The organism is Candidatus Stoquefichus massiliensis AP9, from assembly GCF_000455285.1.
Taxonomy (GTDB): domain Bacteria; phylum Bacillota_I; class Bacilli_A; order Erysipelotrichales; family Coprobacillaceae; genus Stoquefichus; species Stoquefichus massiliensis.
The window spans coordinates 214,731-231,903 of the sequence record NZ_HG005284.1 but is presented as its reverse complement, the minus strand read 5'-3'; the positions used below and the strand labels follow the sequence as shown (position 1 = coordinate 231,903).

Sequence of the window (17,173 nt, the reverse complement as noted above, 5' to 3'; positions counted from 1 at the left end):
GTGTTTTGCCTATTCTCACCAAACATTCTGTGATAAGAATGGATTTGTGGTATTAAGTCTATGTGTGCCTGGAAATGTACATGATAGTGTATCTTTCTTTCCGGCATATCATTTATTAAATAAAAAGTATAAAGACCAAATCAAGAATCTATGTTTAGATGCAGGGTACATCACACCAGCAATATGTAAGACGATTCTGGAAAACAATCAGAAAATGTATGCGCCATACAAAAGACCAATGACGAAGAAAGGTTTTTTTAAGAAATACGAATAAATTGGGTTATAAAGAATATAAATCAAATCCAAAAGAGTGTAAGGAATGCCCATTTTTAGAAAAATGCACACAATCGAAAAAACATCAAAAAGTGATTACACGCCATGTATGGGAAGAATATCGAGAAGAAGTCATGGATGAGATACGGCATACACCTGAGTGGAAAGAATTATATCCAAAGCGTAAAGAGAGTATTGAACGTGTATTTGGAGATTGTAAGGAGCATCATAATTTAAGATATACAAGATTGAGAGGACTACAAAAAAATCAGCATCAGGCGCTGATGATTTTTGCATGTCATAATCTAAAAAGAATGGCAAGGTGGAGTTGGAAAACTTCATCAAATACCATTCATAATTGGTTGAAAATGATAATTTCCTGCTTTGAAACACAAAAAGAAAAGCGATACTCGTTTTGGAGTACCACTTTGTCAACAATCTGAGAGCCTTATAAAATAAGGCTTTTTGTTATATTGGTAGTCCGTACGGGGTTCGAACCCGTGAATGCTAGGATGAGAACCTAGTGTGTTGACCACTTCACCAACGGACCATAGTAATAGTATATCACTCTTTTTATTTGTGTAAAGAGTCTTTTATTATTTTTTGGATGAAACTTATTGATAAAGATATTTATTAACTTTTAAAATTGTTGTACTGACTAATACAAGGTGGTATAATAAGAATGTGTTAAAATTTGTATATTTATGTTATTTTTTTTGGGTTTAGATAGGTGTTATCATAGAATTGTTAAGTTTTTTTAAATTCTTTTGATATTTCATAAAGAGGCGTGTATAATCATGATGAGCGAGAACAATGTGTATAAATTTTTATACATTTTTATATATTATAAGTGAGAAAGGAAAGAGATCAATGTCAGAAGTTATTGCGATTGAAGGTGGCTATAAATTAAATGGTAGTGTGAGAATTAGTGGTGCAAAAAATGCGACTGTTGCTTTAATACCAGCGGCAGTATTATCAGATGGACCAGTTGAAATATTAGGAGTTCCAGAGATTTCAGATGTAGAAGCGTTAGCTATATTATTGAAAGAATTGAAATGTGAAGTAGATGTAGATGGAGAACGTATTAGAATAGATCCTACACATATGGAAGATATTCCACTTGTGAGTGATGCTGTTAATAAATTGAGAGCTTCTTATTATTTTATGGGAGCATTATTGGGTAAATATAAACGTGTGAAAATTAAAATGCCTGGAGGATGTTATTTAGGGCCACGTCCTATTGATTTACATTTTAAAGGATTTGAGGCTTTAGGAGCAAAGATTAGTTGTGTAGAGGATACGTATTTATTAGAAGCAGATGAGTTGATTGGAACATCAATTTATTTGGATTTTGCATCAGTTGGGGCAACAATTAATATTATGCTTGCTGCTGTACGTGCAAAAGGAAAGACTGTTATTGAAAATGCAGCAAAGGAACCGGAGATTATTGATGTTGCAAACTTATTAACAAAAATGGGTGCTAAAATTAGAGGTGTAGGGACAGATACAATTACAATTGAGGGAGTGGATTATTTAAATGGAACATTTCATGAAATCATTCCTGATCGTATTGAAGCTGGAACATTTTTAATTATTGCAGCAGCAGCGGGTGAAAGAGTTGTTGTACAAAATGTTATTCCACAGCATTTAGAAGCCCTCATTTCTAAATTAAAAGAAATGGGTATTAAGATGGATGTTGCTGGAGAAAATATTATTGTTCATGGACATGATGAAAATTTAAAACCAGTAGATATCAAAACGCAAATATATCCTGGCTTTGCGACAGATTTGCAGCAACCACTCACAACTTTGTTAACACAAGCAAATGGACAGTCACATGTCAAAGAAACGATTTATGTAGAGCGTTTTAAGCATTGTGAACAGTTAAATAAGATGGGTGCAAATATTGAAGTAGGAGAAGCTCAAAGTACAATTAATGGGCAAACGCCATTACATGGAGCACGTGTAAAAGCAACTGATTTAAGATGTGGTGCAGCTTTGGTTATTGCTGGATTAATTGCTGAAGGTAAAACTGAAATAACAAATGTTTATCATATAGATAGAGGATATGATAATATTGATCATAAATTAATTACATTAGGTGCACATATTACGAGATATGAAATTGATGATTAAATAAATATAAAAAAAGTGTTGTATTTATGAAGAAGAAATGCTATTATAATTGAGCAACTTACTTTGAAGTAGCAAATATTTCAAGGCGGAAGGAGAAGAGAAAATGAAAAAAGGAATTCATCCAGATTATAAAAAAGTAAAAGTCGTTTGTACTTCTTGCGGTGCAGAGTTTGAATCAGGATCTGTATTAAATGAAATTCGTGTTGATACATGTTCAAATTGTCATCCATTCTATACTGGAAAACAAAGATTCGCAAGTGCAGATGGTCGTGTTGATAAATTCAACAAAAAATACGGACTTAAATAAGAAAACAGGAGCAGATTATCTGCTCTTTTCTTTTGGCTTTTTAAATTTTTTTGTGGACATTTTTTGAATCTTTCCTTAAAATAAGACTGACTTTTTAAGGAAATTTGTTTGGTGAGAAGGGGAATGAGCATGGATATAAAGAAAAGAACTTTTAGTGTATTACAAAGAATTGGTCGTAGTTTTATGTTACCAATTGCAGTTCTACCGATTGCTGGATTGTTTTTGGGGATAGGAAATTCTTTAACAAATGAAGCAACAATGACTTCATTGCATTTAGAATCCATTTTGCAAAAAGGAACATTTCTCAATCAGTTTTTAACCCTTTTAACGCTTGTTGGTCAAACTGTTTTTGATAATTTACCAATTATATTTGCTGCTTCAGTTGCATTAGGAATGGCAAAGAAATCAAAAGAAGTGGCAGTTTTATCAGCTATTATTGCATTTTTTGTTATGCACACAACAATCAATGGTTTATTGGTCTTAAATGGAGTGGTTGTAGATCAGAAGATTGTTGCAGAAAATGTATTAGATGGGACAATTACATCAGTATGTGGTATTTTATCACTTGAGATGGGTGTCTTTGGTGGAATTATTGTGGGATTAGGAGTGAGTTTTTTACATAATCATTTCTACAAAGTGCAATTTCCTGATATTTTATCTTTCTTTGAAGGAGAACGTTTTATTCCAATTGTTTCTACTATTGTTTATTTATTTGTTGGTATTTTGATGTTTTTTATCTGGCCATTTATTCAAAATTGTATTTTTGGTTTAGGACAATTGATTGTTGATTCAGGTTATTTTGGCACTTTTATATATGGCATTATCAAAAGAGCATTAGTGCCTTTTGGATTGCATCATGTTTTCTATATGCCGTTCTATCAAACAGCCATAGGTGGAGCGATGGAAGTGAATGGTGTCTTGGTTAATGGTGCACAGAATATCTTTTTTGCCCAATTATCTGATCCAACAATTCAACATTTTAGCAGCGAAGCGACTCGTTATTTTTCAGGAGAATTTATTTTTATGATGTTTGGGTTACCAGGGGCTGCACTTGCCATGTATCAAACAGCAAAAAAAGAATCACAGAAAGTGATTGGTAGTCTTTTTCTTTCAGCAGCCTTAACAAGTATTTTAACTGGAATTACAGAACCGATTGAATTTACTTTTATTTTTGTTGCACCTTTATTGTTTGGAATTCATGTCTTTTTGGCAGGAACTGCCTTTATGCTGGCACATATATTTCAAATTGCAATTGGTTTTACATTTTCTGCAAGTTTTATCGATTTTATGGTATTTGGTGTTTTACAGGGAAATGATAAGACCAATTGGATATTAGTTGTTCTCTTTGGTGTTTTATATTTTTTCTTGTATTATTTTAGTTTCCGTGTTTTGATTCAAAAGTATGATTTAAAAACACCTGGTCGTGATGAAAATAACAAATTGACAATATTTAAAAAGACACAATTAGATTATACATTTGATGAATCAACTATAGATCAGCAATCACAGATGATTGTGAGAGGCTTAGGTTGTCGTCATAATTTTAGTGATTTAGATTGCTGTATCACACGTTTAAGAGCGACGATCTATGACCCTACATTAATTAATGAAAGTTTATTAAAACAGGCTGGGGCTGCTGCGATTATGATACGTGGTGGAACAATTCAAATTATTTATGGGCCAAAAGCATCATATATCAAAGGAAAGCTAGAAGAGTATTTACAGACTGTTCCAGAAGAATATGATGACTATCAGGAAGTTGTGACATTGTATCATGCAACAACATTAGAATTAGGAAACGTGGTAGATGGAGAGGTTTTACCTATTGAAGATGCGAGTGATCAGATTTTCTCTCATAAGCTATTGGGCGACGGTATAATGATTAAGCCATATAATGGTTTGATTGTTTCTCCATGTGATGGAATAGTGACAATGATTTATCCAACAAAGCACGCAATTGGTATAAAATTAGAGAATGGTATTGAATTATTGTTGCATTTTGGAACAAATACTGTTAATTTAAATGGTGTTGGATTTGAAATTTTAGTGAAATTAAATCAAAAGATTCAAAAAGGTGATGTTATCTGGAATGCTGATCTTGAATATATTAAAGAGAATGCAACTGATGAAAATATTCTTTTAATCATTACAAAAATGGAAGACAATGCATCGTTAGAAAAAATATATGGGGATATCAAAAGAGGACAGACAATCTTAAAAATAAAGAGTTAATGAATGGGGGAATTTCATGTATGAGGTTATAAAGGTACTCAACAACAATACAATTCTTGCTCATAAAGGTCATGAAGAAGTGATTATCATGTATAAAGGAATTGGTTTTGGCAAAAAAGCAGGGGAACAATTTGAAATGCCTATTCAAGCAAAGAAATACTTGATGCAAAAAAGTTATCAGGCAAAAAAGAATGTTTATGATATTATTAATGATATTGAACCAGTCTATTTAGAAATTGCAGCAGAAATTATTAAACTTGCTACAGAGAAGTTTGAAAAAGTTAATCATGATATCTTATTACCCTTAGCTGATCATATCTATTATGCAATCAAAAGAATGGATAAAAATATTATGCCATCTAATCCATTTGTTCATGATATTAGACTCTTATTTCCTGATGAGTATGGAGTGGCATCAAAAGGAAAAGACGTGATTAAAAAATATACACAACGACTCATTAATGAAGATGAAGTTGGTTTTATTACATTGCATATTCATTCGGCGATTTCTACAAATCAAGTGGCTGAATCAATGGAAGCAACACGTGTGATCCATGATGAAATTGTGCAATTACAAAATGATCTCAATATGACTATTGATGTTCAGTCTATTTCATATGTGAGACTTATGAATCATATTAAGTTCCTAATTTTACGTTTAAATACAAACGAAAAATTACAGATGGATATTAGTGAATTTACAAAAGATAAATTCCCTTTTGCCTATGAGCAGGCCCGTCGTATGTGTGACTCTTTATCAAAAGTTTTGAAAAAAGAATTACCAGAGACAGAGATTGGTTATTTGGCATTACATTTGGAAAGGATATTATCAGTGACTTTGAATTCTGAAAACAATGCTTGACATCGCTTACAAATAATGGTAATATTGTGTTAGAAAAAAGAATATTTAATAGTGTGTAACTGTTAGGCAGGCAATAACTATTTTAAAAGAGAGTACGATACTCATATTGTATCATCTTGCTCCTTTTAAAATAGATTGTCTGCCTTTTTTTTGCATTATTAAATATCAAAAGAAAGGGAGGAAAATATTAATGGTAGGAATGATTCTTGCTAGTCATGGAGAATTCGCTGAAGGAATCTTGCAGTCAGGAACAATGATTTTTGGTGAACAGCCAAATGTCAAGGCAGTCACTTTACAGCCAAGCGAAGGTCCAGATGATCTCAAAGCAAAAATAGAAGCAGCAATTGCAACATTTGATCATCAAGATGAAATTCTGTTCTTGGTAGACTTATGGGGTGGAACACCATTTAATCAATGTAATGGTCTCATCAATGGTCATGAAGAGAAATGGGCAATTGTAACAGGTTTAAACTTACCAATGCTGATTGAAGCTTATGCTGCACGTATGAGTCAGCAAACAGCGCATGAAATTGCAACACATATTTGTGAAGTTGCAAGAGAAGGTGTCAAAACACGACCAGAAACATTAGAACCACAAAAAGAAGTAAAAGAGACAGCTCAACCAGTTGTCGCACAAGGGGCTATTCCAGAAGGAACTGTTTTGGGTGATGGTCATATCAAGTATGTTTTGGCACGTGTAGATACACGTTTATTACATGGTCAAGTGGCAACAACTTGGACAAAGACAACACAGCCAAATCGTATTATTGTTGTATCAGATTCAGTTGCGCATGATGATTTACGTAAACAAATGATTGAACAGGCAGCGCCACCAGGTGTCAAAGCGAATGTTGTTCCTGTTGCCAAAATGATTGAAGTGGCAAAGGATCCACGTTTTGGAAATACCAAAGCAATGTTATTATTTGAAACACCTCAAGATGCATTACGTGCAATTGAAGGTGGAGTCGATATTAAGGAATTAAATATTGGTTCAATGGCTCATTCCCTTGGAAAAGTAGTTGTCAATAAAGCAGTAGCCATGGGAAAAGAAGATGTTGAAACTTTAGAGAAGTTAAAAGCAATGGGTGTGACTTTCGATGTACGTAAAGTCCCAGCTGATTCAAAAGAAAATATGGATCATCTTCTTAAAAAAGCAAAAGCAGAATTAAAGAATTCTTAGAAGGAGGATAATGAAATGTCTATCATTACAATAATTTTAATTATTATCATTGCCTTACTAGCGGGGATGGAAGGAGTTCTTGATGAATTTCAGTTTCATCAACCATTAGTGGCATGTACATTAATTGGTTTGGTAACAGGACACTTAACAGAAGGAATTATTTTAGGTGGATCTTTACAAATGATTGCTCTTGGATGGGCAAATGTTGGAGCAGCAGTGGCTCCAGATGCCGCATTGGCTTCAGTTGCTTCAGCAATTATTATGGTATTAGGATTACAGGATGGAACTGTTAATTCTCAAACTGCGATTACAACTTCAATTGCAGTGGCTATCCCATTATCAGTTGCAGGTTTATTCTTAACAATGATTTGTCGTACAATTGCGATTCCAATGGTTCATTTTATGGATGTTGCTGCTGAAAAAGGAAACTTCCGTGGAATTGAAATGTGGCAAATTTTAGCAATCATCTTACAAGGTGTCAGAATTGCAATTCCAGCTGCAGCATTATGTATCGTTCCAGCAGTTGTTGTCACAGACGCTTTAAATCAAATGCCAGCTTGGTTATCAGGTGGTATGGCTGTTGGTGGTGGAATGGTCGCTGCAGTCGGTTACGCAATGGTTATTAATATGATGTCTTCTAAAGAAACATGGCCTTTCTTTGCTATTGGTTTTGTTTTGGCAGCACTGGGACAATTAACATTAATCGCATTAGGAGTTATCGGTGTTGCATTAGCACTTATCTACTTAGGTTTAAAAGAAAACAGTGGAAATAATGGTGGTGGCTCTGGTGGTTCTGGAGATCCATTAGGCGACATATTGAATGATTATTAATCTTGAAGGAGGAAAGAAAAAATGGCAGAAAAAATCGCTTTATCAAAAAAAGATCGTTTAGCAGTTGCTTGGCGTCATCAGTTCCTTCAAGGATCTTGGAACTATGAACGTATGCAAAATGGTGGTTGGTGTTATTCAATTATTCCAGCAATCAAAAAGTTATATCCAAACAAAGATGATAGAATTGCTGCTTTAAAAAGACATTTGGAATTCTATAATACACATCCTTATGTATCTGCACCAGTTATGGGTGTTACATTGGCATTAGAAGAAGAACGTGCGAATGGTATAGATATTAATGATCAGGCTATTCAAGGTGTGAAAGTTGGTATGATGGGTCCTTTGGCTGGTGTTGGAGATCCAGTCTTCTGGTTTACTTTAAGACCAATCTTAGGGGCATTAGGAGCTTCACTTGCTTTAAGTGGAAGTATTGTTGGACCTTTATTGTTCTTCTTTGCATGGAATATTATTCGTATGGCATTTATTTGGTATACACAAGAATTTGGATATAAAGTAGGAACATCTATTGCGCAAGATTTATCTGGTGGTTTATTAGGTAAAATTACACAAGGTGCATCTATTTTAGGTATGTTTATTATTGGTGCTTTGGTTCAACGTTGGGTAAGTATTTCATTTACGCCTGTTGTTTCTCGTGTTGTACAATCTGATGGAGCATTTATTGATTGGAGTAAGATTCAAGCTGGTGCTGATGGTATTAAATCAGCATTAGAACAATTTGCAAGTTTAGGTGCAAATGGATTAAATGTTGAAAAAGTCACAACTTTACAACAAAACTTAGATCAATTAATTCCAGGTTTAGCAGCTTTATTATTAACATTATTATGCTGCTGGTTATTAAAGAAAAAAGTTTCACCAATTGTCATTATTATTGCATTATTTGTTGTTGGTGTCTTGGCACGTTTGATTGGAATTATGTAAAAAATATTGAAAAAGCTCGGAATATCTGGGCTTTTTCAAGCATATTGATTGGAGAGAATATATGGTACAGTCATTAAATACAAAAGTTGATTTAACTATCGATGCAACATCTTATTTAGGTATAGCAAGTTATGGTAAAGTGATAATAGGAGATAAAGCCTTCGAATTCTATAATGAAAAGAATCTTGGTGATTATATACAAATTCCTTGGGAAGAAGTTGATTATGTTATGGCTTCTGTTATGTTTAAAGGAAAATGGATCCCCCGTTTTGCAGTCGTAACAAAACAAAACGGACGTTTTACATTTTCTACAAGACATAATAAACAAACTTTACGCAGTATGAATCAGTATATTGCATCTGAAAAATTAGTACGTTCTTTAAGTTTCTTTCAAGTTATTACAAGAGGCTTAAAAAATATATTGATAAGAAAAAAAACAATATAGCGATAGTTGAAAAACTGTCGCTATATTATTTTAATAAAGGTAAACTTCCAGTTAATTTGTTTACAAGTTTTTTAGGACCACACATTGCAATACCAAAATAATGAAAGTCGCTTCCCATTGTTTGAGAAGCTTTTTTGATATACTCATCATAAATATTACAACTTTGTGCAATATCAGAAAAATCAACAACTGTTAAATCATGAAATTGAGGAGTATACAAAACCTCTCTCATTTCTTTAAGATTTTCACTACTTGTTTTTAATATAGGAATAGGAATGGCAATAATACCAAGATGCTCATTTTGGGTTTGATCAAATACAGAAGAACCAACATATTCTGGCTTATATTTACCTAAAGTCATTCCCATAATTGCTGCTGCATTGGCAATGATACCATAAGGTAATGTTTCATCAAAAACCATTACACATTTGTCATTCTGTAAGTTCATAAATAGAATCCTCCGTCTTCTTATAATGTTGTTCTGATAGAAATAATCCAATAAGAGTCAAAATAATACCAGTTATTGTGATCCATGTCATTGATTCTTTTAATATGAGTGTTGATGTGATTGCAGTTATGACAGGAACAATATAAATATAGACACTGGTTTTGACAGATCCTAATATTTTCACTGCTGTGTTCCATGTTACAAAACAAAGTGCAGAAGCACCTACTCCAAGAAAAATTAGATTTGCTATAATTGTAAGGTTATTGAATTGTGAAAGATTAACTTGAAAATTCATAGTTAATAAAACAGGAATCATAAAGATTAAACCATAGAAAAAGGTTCTTCTTGTTGTTTGAATAGTATTCAGATTAAATTGTGATATCTTCTTTGTAAGTGTTGAATAACCAGCCCAAATAATAGCTGCAACAATCGCAAGAATGTCACCTAATGGATTGATTTGGATGCTGGACTGTGTAAAACTCATGAGAGAAATACCAACCATTGCAATGATAAAGCCTATAAAAAAATGGAATTGTGGGCGTTTTTGTTTTAAAAATAGACAAGCAAAGATAACAGTGAAGAAAGGAGCTATAGAAATAATAACACCAACATTAGATGCAAGTGTGTATGTTAAGGCAATGTTTTCAAACAGATAATAAAGTGTAATTCCTGATAATCCAGCGAGAATAAAATATTTTTCTTGATGAAAATTTTGAAATGATAAACGTCGTGGATAAATAATCCAAAGTATGATATAACCAAGTAAAAAACGAATAAATAAGATTTCAATAGGTGTAAAGACATCTAAAAGTATCTTAGTCGAAATAAAGGTTGTACCCCATATCATAATTGTTATGAATGCCGCTATATGTCCTTTTGTTATTTTATTTTTCATCTGATACCTCACTGTGATTTACAAAAATCTTTTGATATTGTTTAGGGGTTAATCCAATAAACTCCTTAAAGAAATGAGTGAAATGACTTTGGTCAGTAAATCCGGTCATATAAGCAACATCAATAGGAGAATGACCTTCTTCTAAGGCTTTTTTTGCTTTATCTAAACGAATGGTTTGAAGATAACGATAAGGTGATAATCCAACTTGTTTTGTAAAACAGCGAAGGAGATAGGATTTTGAGTAATCAGTTATTTGTGTTAATTCATCCAATGTTATATTTTCAGAATAATGTTGTTTAATATATAGACAGACCTTTTTGATTAGTTCATTTGGCTTCATCATCTGATCAATATCAAAAGGCTTCGCATATTCTTGAAGAACTTGTTCTAAAAGAAAGAATAAAGCTTCTTCTTTTTCTAACTGAGGGGCTTGATAAACGATAGCATCATAAAGATCCCCAATTGATGGAGCAATTTCACTCTGGTAAATAACATTTTGAGTAAAATAAGGCATATAGTCCTGTCCAGTGATTTCTATCACTGCATTTTTCATGATTTCTGGATTGATATTGATAGCACGATAATCTAATATTTCACCATCAACAGGACCACAGAAATGATTATCATGGGGATTAAATAATAACATGTCACCAGCCACAACATCATATTCTTGTCCTTTACAGCAGAGATGGCGTTTTCCACCTTCTACAAATCCGATAACATAATATTCATGGAAGTGATTAGGGAATTTTTGTACAATTCCACTTAAGTTATAAGCTTCTATTTGAAGATCATGATCATAATAAACATGTCTCTGTTCTTGAATTTGGGGCATTTCTTATTCCTCCTTTTTGTGTATTTTAACACAGTCATTTAATATTTTCTTGTAAGATATGACACTATAAGAAAAACTCTCATCATGAGAGTTTACTGAAATTCTAAATGCTTTTTAATTTTACTAAATAATATTGTTGATGTAAGTGCAGAAGATAATTCAGCAATTGGGAAACATAACCAGATAAGATTGATATTTCCTGTTAGTGATAAGAGATATGCACAAGGCAATAAAACAAACAATTGCCTAATTAATGATGTTAATAAACTATATGTACCTTTACCAACCGCTTGAAATACTGCACTACAAACAATAGAATACCCTGCAAAAATAAAATGAATTGCAATAATTCTTAAAGCGGGTGTTCCAATGTTTATCATTGCTTCTGAAGCATTGAAGAAACCTAATAATATTTGTGGAATGGATTCAAAGATAATCACTCCGACAATCATCATTCCTGTTGCATAAATCATAGCAAGTTTAATTGTATCAAACATTCTTGACTTTTGTTTTGCTCCTAAGTTATAAGCAATAATTGGAATCATACCATTATTTAAACCAAAGACTGGCATGAATACAAAACTCTGTAATTTAAAGTATACACCAAAAACAGCTGTTGCAGTTGTAGAAAAAGTAATTAAGATTGTATTCATACCAAAAGTCATGACACTTCCGATAGATTGCATAATAATAGATGGAATACCCACAGAATAGATCTGTTGAATGACTTGTAAGTTTGGTCTAAATGCTTTGATTTGAAATTGAATATCATGATTAAAACGTAAATTAAAAAACAGTGCGAGTAAGCATGCAATAATCTGTCCAGTTACAGTTGCTATTGCAGCACCAGCGACACCCAATTTGGGCATCCCAAACAAACCAAAAATAAAAATAGGGTCTAATATAATATTGATAATAGCTCCAAGTCCTTGGGTTACCATTGTGAATAATGTACGTCCAGTTGCCTGTAGAAGTCTTTCAAATAAGAACTGACAGAATAGACCTGCAGAACAGCCTACAACAATCATTGCATATTGCGTTCCAGCATTAACAATTTCAGCATTATTTGTTTGAACACTAAAGAAGAGATGAGATAAAGTCAAACCACCAATTGCAAAGACAACAGCTGTTACAATAAAAATAAAAATTGAATTCATGGCTGTTTGATTCACATGGTGCTGATTTTTCTCACCTAAACTACGTGATAACAAGGCATTAACACCAACAGCTGTTCCACCTGCAAAAGCAATCATTAAGTTTTGCAGTGGGAAAGCAAGTGAAACAGCTGTTAATGCATTTTCACTGATTTGAGCAACAAAGACACTATCAACAATATTGTACATGGCTTGTACTAACATTGAGATAATCATTGGCAAGGACATGGAAATAAGAAGTTTATTGACGGGCATAACGCCCATTTTATTTTCTTCCACTACTTCTCTCCTTGAAGGTATAACTTGACGATGATATCAGCAACTTCATCAAGTCCTAAATCACTATTGATTGTTAAATCAAAATTTTTTAATTGACCCCATTTTTTGGTTGTATAATAATTGTAATAATTACTTCTTCCTTTATCTTTTTTCATGACAAATTTTTTATAATCATCATGCTCTTCCTGATAATCTTCTTTAACACGTCTTACTCTTGATTCAAATGGTGCATGAACAAAAACAGTCAAAACATCATCGTAATCTTCCAAGATATAATCGGCACAGCCATTGACAATGATACATGAATCATGCATAGCTAGATGACGAATGATTTTAGATTGCATTGCAAATACCTGATCATTTAAAGGAAGTGTAAATGCAGAAGATGACATAGTATACATAAAACTAGAAGTTTTTTCTTCGGATGCCTTTCGTATAGTGTCAACATCTATTCCGAGTTCCTTTGCAGCAAGATCAATCACTTCATTATCATAATAAACAATGCCAAGTTTCTCAGCCACCTTTTGAGCGATGAGACGCCCACCAGAGCCATATTCTCTTGCGATAGTAATAATTTTAGGCATAAATATTCCCCCTTTATAATTCTATTCTAACACAAATCAAAAAATGATGACATTATTTTCAATATATAAAAAATATTATCAATTTGTTATATAGGAAATTATGATAATAATTAAAACCAAAACAATGTTAGCATATAAACTCTTTTCTTTATGTATATAATGATGAGGACACGTATTTCTCAAATTATAATCATTGTTTTTAGGAAGATAAATTTGTATAATGATGTCATAAAGGAGAGAATTATGGAATTTCATGTTTTAGCAAGTGGCTCAAAGGGTAATGCAACATTCGTCTATGAAGATGGATGTGGTATTCTTATAGATTGTGGTATTACACGTAAACAATTATTATTTAAGCTTCAGAATCTTGGTTTTAGTGAAGCGGACATTACTTATGTTTTTTTAACACATGATCATTATGATCATAATAAAAATATTCATATCTTCGGAAAGGATAAATTGTATACAGCGAAAAAGAATATAGATAATTTAGATGAATATCATACTCTTATTCCTTATGATCATCGTCAATTTGGAGTTTTTGATGTTTTAACATTAAAAACATCACATGATGCAAGTGATCCAATAGGTTTTGTGATTTCTACTCAGGAAACTTTGCTTTATATGACAGATACAGGATATGTTTCTCAAAAGAATCGAAAATATATGCGGAATTTAAACTATTATATTATTGAAAGTAATCACGATATTGAGATGCTAATGGCAACCAAGAGACCATTGTTTTTAAAAAATAGGATATTAAATGATGTTGGTCATCTTAATAATGAGTATAGTGCACGTCTTATGAGTGAGATAATAGGAGAAAAAACAAAAGAAATTGTATTGGCACATCTATCTCAGGAAGCCAATACAAAAGAAAAGGCTTTGGAAACATATTATCGTATTTTTGAAGAACAAAATATAAAATTTGATCATATTAAAGTTGCTAGTCAAGTTGATGTTGTATCAGGAGGAAGATATGAAGATTAAGATTATTACAGTAGGTAAGTTGAAAGAAAAATATTTGGTAGATGGAATCAAGGAATATACAAAGAGAATATCAGGATATGCAGATATTGAGATGATTGAGGTTGCTGATGAACGTATTCCTGATAAAGCATCTTTAGCTGAGGAAACAATGATTAAAGCGAAAGAAGGTAGAAAGATTTTAGATAAAGTCAAACAGGATGATTATATGATCTTATTAGATGTGAATGGTAAGGAAATGGATTCTGTAGTTTTTTCAAAACATATAGAAAATTGTATGATTAATGGTAAGAGTACGATTGATTTTGTGATTGGAGGATCTTTAGGACATGGTGAAGAAGTCTTATCACGTGCAAATGTACGTTTGAGTTTTTCACCAATGACATTTCCTCATCAGTTAATGCGATTAATTCTCGTAGAACAGATTTATCGAGCATTTAAAATTATGAAAAATGAAACATATCATAAATAACCTAAAAGTTAATCGTTTATTTTAAGAGTGTGATATAATAAGAAAGAATAGTCCAAGAGATATTAAGAATAAGGAGCTGAATATTATTATGAGATTGGTGACACGTTCAGATTTTGATGGTTTGGTATGTGGTGCATTATTGAAAGAAGCAGGAGTGATTGATCATTGGAAGTTTGCACATCCAAAAGATTTGCAAGATGGATTAATTGAGATTACAGAAGATGATTGTTTGGCGAATGTTCCTTATGTAGAGGGGTGTGGATTGTGGTTTGATCACCACTCTAGTGAATTTGAAAGAAATGAATTAGCTGGAAAATATAAAGGTGAAAGTCGTCTGACTCCATCTTGTGCAAGAATTATTTATGATTATTATGGTGGTCATGATCGTTTTGCACATTTTGATGAAATGATGGAAGCTGTTGATAAAGTTGATTCAGGACATTTAACGATTGATGAGATACAAAATCCTACGGGATGGATTTTGATTGGTTTTTTAATGGATCCTAGAACTGGATTAGGAAGATGGCGAAATTTTACAATTTCTAATTATCAGTTAATGGAAAAACTTATTGATGCATGTCGAACTATGAATACTGAAGAAATCTTAAATTTACCTGATGTTCAGGAAAGAATAGATGTTTATTTAGAACAAACTGAGAAATTTAAAGAAATGATTAAAAAATATACACATACGAAAAAGGATGTTATTATTACTGATTTAAGAGGTGTTGATCCAATTTATACAGGAAATCGCTTTTTAATTTATAGCATGTATCCAGAACAAAACATTTCTGCCTGGATTGTTAATGGTAAAGGTGGTAAGGGATGTTCAGTAGCTGTAGGATATAGTATATTAAATAGAACATCTCGTGTTGATGTAGGAAGTTTAATGCTTAAATATGGTGGCGGTGGTCATAAGGCTGTTGGAACATGCCAATTTAAGGATGATGAGATGGTAGAAAAAGTTCCTATGTTACTTGATGAAATTGTCAATTATAAGTAGTTTGAAAAGTACAGTTTGCTGTACTTTTCTTGTGGAGGGAAGATAGGTGGATGATTTATTTATAAAACAAGTGAGTGTTATAAAAGATTTACATAACAGTACAGAATATCCTTTTTCAATTCCTATTATACAAAATTTTGATCCATTATGTTTTGAAAGGCCTGTTTCTTTCTTGATTGGAGAAAATGGGGTAGGGAAGAGTACTTTTATCGAAGCCCTTGCAGTGGCCTTGGGAATGAATGCAGAAGGTGGAACAGAAAACTTTCAATTTCAGACAATGAATACTCATTCTGATCTTTATCAATATATGAGAATATCAAAGGGAGTAAGAAGACCACAAACAAAGTTTTTCTTGCGAGCAGAAAGTTTTTACAATGTGGCAAGTGAAATTGATGAAATAGGGAGAGAGGATTCAAGAATGTATAATGCATATGGTGGTAAGAGCTTACATCAATGCTCTCATGGAGAATCATTTATGCAATTAATGATGAATCGTTTTTCTGGTAATGGTCTCTATATTTTAGATGAACCTGAGGCTGCTTTATCTCCTTCACGACAATTGTCTTTGCTTGTTTTGATTGATGATCTTGTGAAAGCAGGATCACAATTTATTGTGAGTACACACTCTCCTATTTTATTATCATATAAAGATGCCATGATTTATGATTTAAATCATGATTTTGAAAAAACAGCATTTAAAGAAACAGATATTTATCAGTTATATAAATTAGTTTTAGATAATCCCGAGGGTATGCAGTATCATTTATTTAATGAAAAAAAGTAATTATTAAAAAAACAGGTGTTTTTGCACCTGTTAATTATTTCTTGAACATTTCTCTGCATCAATGGCTAAAACAATCATTAAGACATAGAGGGTATTTTGTGATTCAATAATATCAATGACATATGTGTCAGTCAAATGAAAGATTTCTTTAGAGATTATTGCTATTACTATGCCTTTAGAATTGATAATCTGATAGTCCCATTCCAGCCAGTTTCCTCGAACTTGCCAATCAAGACAGTCTAAATGAAAGGCCGGTTTAAATAAAGAAAATTCTTTATATATTCTACCAATATATTCATTACCAAGATACATATTGAATTTGGGTAGGAAAGTGAATATTTCTTCTTTGATTGTTCCTATATGTTCATTGTTTTGATTATATATTTGAAGACAATGTCCCCAACTAAGTTGACCTTTAACTGTAAAGAGAGTTTGATTGTTTTCATCATAAATATCATAGCTATCAAACCAAGAAAATAGTCTTTGTTTAAATAATAATTTCATAAATGTTCTCCTATAGAATAACA

Annotated in this window: 20 protein-coding genes and 1 tRNA gene; 14 read left to right on the top strand and 7 right to left on the bottom strand. The window is 32.4% G+C overall.

The genetic code is table 11. The features are described 5' to 3' along the window. Together BN350_RS21580 and BN350_RS18125 are read left to right on the top strand one after the other, a co-directional pair. Positions 1 to 274: transposase (locus tag BN350_RS21580; protein WP_261797070.1), on the top strand; the 274-nt coding region annotated here is incomplete at its 5' end. Between the two features lies 1 nt (position 275). Beyond that, positions 276 to 716 (top strand): transposase, encoded by a 441-nt coding sequence (locus BN350_RS18125; protein ID WP_261797069.1) that lies wholly within the window; start codon positions 276 to 278, stop codon positions 714 to 716. A 31-nt stretch (positions 717 to 747) separates the two neighbouring features. Here BN350_RS18125 and BN350_RS01215 read toward each other — a convergent pair. After that, a tRNA-Glu gene (locus BN350_RS01215) sits at positions 748 to 823 on the bottom strand. A gap of 320 nt (positions 824 to 1,143) precedes the next feature. Here BN350_RS01215 and BN350_RS01210 point away from each other — a divergent pair. The 8 genes from BN350_RS01210 (at position 1,144) to BN350_RS01175 (ending at position 9,205) form a co-directional block, all read left to right on the top strand. Then, a complete protein-coding gene (locus tag BN350_RS01210) occupies positions 1,144 to 2,409 on the top strand; it encodes a UDP-N-acetylglucosamine 1-carboxyvinyltransferase (RefSeq protein WP_028041972.1) in 1,266 nt (421 codons plus the stop codon). Positions 2,410 to 2,512: 103 nt separating this feature from the next. Further along, on the top strand, positions 2,513 to 2,716 hold the full coding sequence (gene rpmE, locus BN350_RS01205) for a 50S ribosomal protein L31 (protein WP_028041971.1): 204 nt from the start codon (positions 2,513 to 2,515) through the stop codon (positions 2,714 to 2,716). A 129-nt stretch (positions 2,717 to 2,845) separates the two neighbouring features. After that, positions 2,846 to 4,948 carry a PTS sugar transporter subunit IIABC gene (locus tag BN350_RS01200; protein WP_081652811.1) on the top strand — a complete coding sequence of 701 codons (2,103 nt, stop codon included), beginning with the start codon at positions 2,846 to 2,848 and terminating at the stop codon, positions 4,946 to 4,948. Between the two features lie 16 nt (positions 4,949 to 4,964). Further along, positions 4,965 to 5,810: a PRD domain-containing protein gene (locus tag BN350_RS01195; RefSeq protein ID WP_028041969.1), complete on the top strand. Its 846-nt coding sequence runs from the start codon at positions 4,965 to 4,967 to the stop codon at positions 5,808 to 5,810. A 190-nt stretch (positions 5,811 to 6,000) separates the two neighbouring features. Then, positions 6,001 to 6,990 carry a mannose/fructose/sorbose PTS transporter subunit IIA gene (locus BN350_RS01190; RefSeq protein ID WP_028041968.1) on the top strand — a complete coding sequence of 330 codons (990 nt, stop codon included), beginning with the start codon at positions 6,001 to 6,003 and terminating at the stop codon, positions 6,988 to 6,990. A gap of 15 nt (positions 6,991 to 7,005) precedes the next feature. After that, positions 7,006 to 7,821, top strand: a complete 816-nt coding sequence (locus BN350_RS01185; RefSeq protein ID WP_028041967.1) for a PTS mannose/fructose/sorbose transporter subunit IIC — start codon at positions 7,006 to 7,008, stop codon at positions 7,819 to 7,821. A 21-nt stretch (positions 7,822 to 7,842) separates the two neighbouring features. Then, positions 7,843 to 8,760: a PTS system mannose/fructose/sorbose family transporter subunit IID gene (locus BN350_RS01180; RefSeq protein WP_028041966.1), complete on the top strand. Its 918-nt coding sequence runs from the start codon at positions 7,843 to 7,845 to the stop codon at positions 8,758 to 8,760. Between the two features lie 61 nt (positions 8,761 to 8,821). Next, the gene (locus BN350_RS01175; protein WP_028041965.1) at positions 8,822 to 9,205 is read left to right on the top strand and encodes a DUF956 family protein; all 384 of its coding nucleotides are present in this window, start codon (positions 8,822 to 8,824) and stop codon (positions 9,203 to 9,205) included. 25 nt (positions 9,206 to 9,230) lie between these two features. On the opposite strand, the gene BN350_RS01170 is transcribed toward BN350_RS01175, so the two are convergent. The 5 genes from BN350_RS01170 to BN350_RS01150 all read right to left on the bottom strand — a co-directional run bounded on the left by BN350_RS01170 (position 9,231) and on the right by BN350_RS01150 (position 13,400). After that, positions 9,231 to 9,653 carry a DUF2000 domain-containing protein gene (locus BN350_RS01170; protein ID WP_028041964.1) on the bottom strand — a complete coding sequence of 141 codons (423 nt, stop codon included), beginning with the start codon at positions 9,651 to 9,653 and terminating at the stop codon, positions 9,231 to 9,233. Continuing rightward, positions 9,637 to 10,548: a DMT family transporter gene (locus BN350_RS01165; RefSeq protein ID WP_028041963.1), complete on the bottom strand. Its 912-nt coding sequence runs from the start codon at positions 10,546 to 10,548 to the stop codon at positions 9,637 to 9,639. Before BN350_RS01165 ends, BN350_RS01170 begins: the two co-directional genes overlap by 17 nt. Next, on the bottom strand, positions 10,538 to 11,383 hold the full coding sequence (locus BN350_RS01160; RefSeq protein ID WP_028041962.1) for a helix-turn-helix transcriptional regulator: 846 nt from the start codon (positions 11,381 to 11,383) through the stop codon (positions 10,538 to 10,540). Before BN350_RS01160 ends, BN350_RS01165 begins: the two co-directional genes overlap by 11 nt. A 92-nt stretch (positions 11,384 to 11,475) precedes the next feature. Next, complete coding sequence (locus tag BN350_RS01155; protein ID WP_231385211.1) at positions 11,476 to 12,816, bottom strand: MATE family efflux transporter; 1,341 nt, start codon at positions 12,814 to 12,816, stop codon at positions 11,476 to 11,478. Further along, complete coding sequence (locus tag BN350_RS01150; RefSeq protein ID WP_028041960.1) at positions 12,816 to 13,400, bottom strand: cytidylate kinase-like family protein; 585 nt, start codon at positions 13,398 to 13,400, stop codon at positions 12,816 to 12,818. Before BN350_RS01150 ends, BN350_RS01155 begins: the two co-directional genes overlap by 1 nt. A 243-nt stretch (positions 13,401 to 13,643) precedes the next feature. Here BN350_RS01150 and BN350_RS01145 point away from each other — a divergent pair, with 243 nt between their 5' ends. The 4 genes from BN350_RS01145 (at position 13,644) to BN350_RS01130 (ending at position 16,646) form a co-directional block, all read left to right on the top strand. Beyond that, positions 13,644 to 14,390, top strand: a complete 747-nt coding sequence (locus BN350_RS01145) for an MBL fold metallo-hydrolase (RefSeq protein WP_028041959.1) — start codon at positions 13,644 to 13,646, stop codon at positions 14,388 to 14,390. Next, a complete protein-coding gene (rlmH, locus tag BN350_RS01140; protein WP_028041958.1) occupies positions 14,380 to 14,859 on the top strand; it encodes a 23S rRNA (pseudouridine(1915)-N(3))-methyltransferase RlmH in 480 nt (159 codons plus the stop codon). The genes BN350_RS01145 and rlmH overlap by 11 nt, the downstream gene beginning before the upstream one ends. An 88-nt stretch (positions 14,860 to 14,947) precedes the next feature. After that, entirely contained in the window at positions 14,948 to 15,862 is a 915-nt protein-coding gene (locus tag BN350_RS01135) for a DHH family phosphoesterase (RefSeq protein ID WP_028041957.1), read from the top strand. A gap of 46 nt (positions 15,863 to 15,908) precedes the next feature. After that, complete coding sequence (locus BN350_RS01130) at positions 15,909 to 16,646, top strand: AAA family ATPase (protein ID WP_028041956.1); 738 nt, start codon at positions 15,909 to 15,911, stop codon at positions 16,644 to 16,646. 30 nt (positions 16,647 to 16,676) lie between these two features. Here BN350_RS01130 and BN350_RS01125 read toward each other — a convergent pair whose 3' ends face one another. After that, positions 16,677 to 17,150, bottom strand: coding sequence for an LURP-one-related/scramblase family protein (locus tag BN350_RS01125; RefSeq protein ID WP_028041955.1), 474 nt, complete (start codon positions 17,148 to 17,150; stop codon positions 16,677 to 16,679). Positions 17,151 to 17,173: the final 23 nt, after the last annotated feature.

Excerpts from the sequence above, each read along its gene's own strand:
- BN350_RS01210 (WP_028041972.1), top strand. The coding sequence starts at position 1,144 with ATGTCAGAAGTTATTGCGATTGAAGGTGGCTATAAATTAAATGGTAGT.
- rpmE (WP_028041971.1), top strand. The coding sequence starts at position 2,513 with ATGAAAAAAGGAATTCATCCAGATTATAAAAAAGTAAAAGTCGTTTGT.
- BN350_RS01200 (WP_081652811.1), top strand. The coding sequence starts at position 2,846 with ATGGATATAAAGAAAAGAACTTTTAGTGTATTACAAAGAATTGGTCGT.
- BN350_RS01195 (WP_028041969.1), top strand. The coding sequence starts at position 4,965 with ATGTATGAGGTTATAAAGGTACTCAACAACAATACAATTCTTGCTCAT.
- BN350_RS01190 (WP_028041968.1), top strand. The coding sequence starts at position 6,001 with ATGGTAGGAATGATTCTTGCTAGTCATGGAGAATTCGCTGAAGGAATC.
- BN350_RS01185 (WP_028041967.1), top strand. The coding sequence starts at position 7,006 with ATGTCTATCATTACAATAATTTTAATTATTATCATTGCCTTACTAGCG.
- BN350_RS01180 (WP_028041966.1), top strand. The coding sequence starts at position 7,843 with ATGGCAGAAAAAATCGCTTTATCAAAAAAAGATCGTTTAGCAGTTGCT.
- BN350_RS01175 (WP_028041965.1), top strand. The coding sequence starts at position 8,822 with ATGGTACAGTCATTAAATACAAAAGTTGATTTAACTATCGATGCAACA.
- BN350_RS01170 (WP_028041964.1), bottom strand. The coding sequence starts at position 9,653 with ATGAACTTACAGAATGACAAATGTGTAATGGTTTTTGATGAAACATTA.
- BN350_RS01165 (WP_028041963.1), bottom strand. The coding sequence starts at position 10,548 with ATGAAAAATAAAATAACAAAAGGACATATAGCGGCATTCATAACAATT.
- BN350_RS01160 (WP_028041962.1), bottom strand. The coding sequence starts at position 11,383 with ATGCCCCAAATTCAAGAACAGAGACATGTTTATTATGATCATGATCTT.
- BN350_RS01150 (WP_028041960.1), bottom strand. The coding sequence starts at position 13,400 with ATGCCTAAAATTATTACTATCGCAAGAGAATATGGCTCTGGTGGGCGT.
- BN350_RS01145 (WP_028041959.1), top strand. The coding sequence starts at position 13,644 with ATGGAATTTCATGTTTTAGCAAGTGGCTCAAAGGGTAATGCAACATTC.
- rlmH (WP_028041958.1), top strand. The coding sequence starts at position 14,380 with ATGAAGATTAAGATTATTACAGTAGGTAAGTTGAAAGAAAAATATTTG.
- BN350_RS01135 (WP_028041957.1), top strand. The coding sequence starts at position 14,948 with ATGAGATTGGTGACACGTTCAGATTTTGATGGTTTGGTATGTGGTGCA.
- BN350_RS01125 (WP_028041955.1), bottom strand. The coding sequence starts at position 17,150 with ATGAAATTATTATTTAAACAAAGACTATTTTCTTGGTTTGATAGCTAT.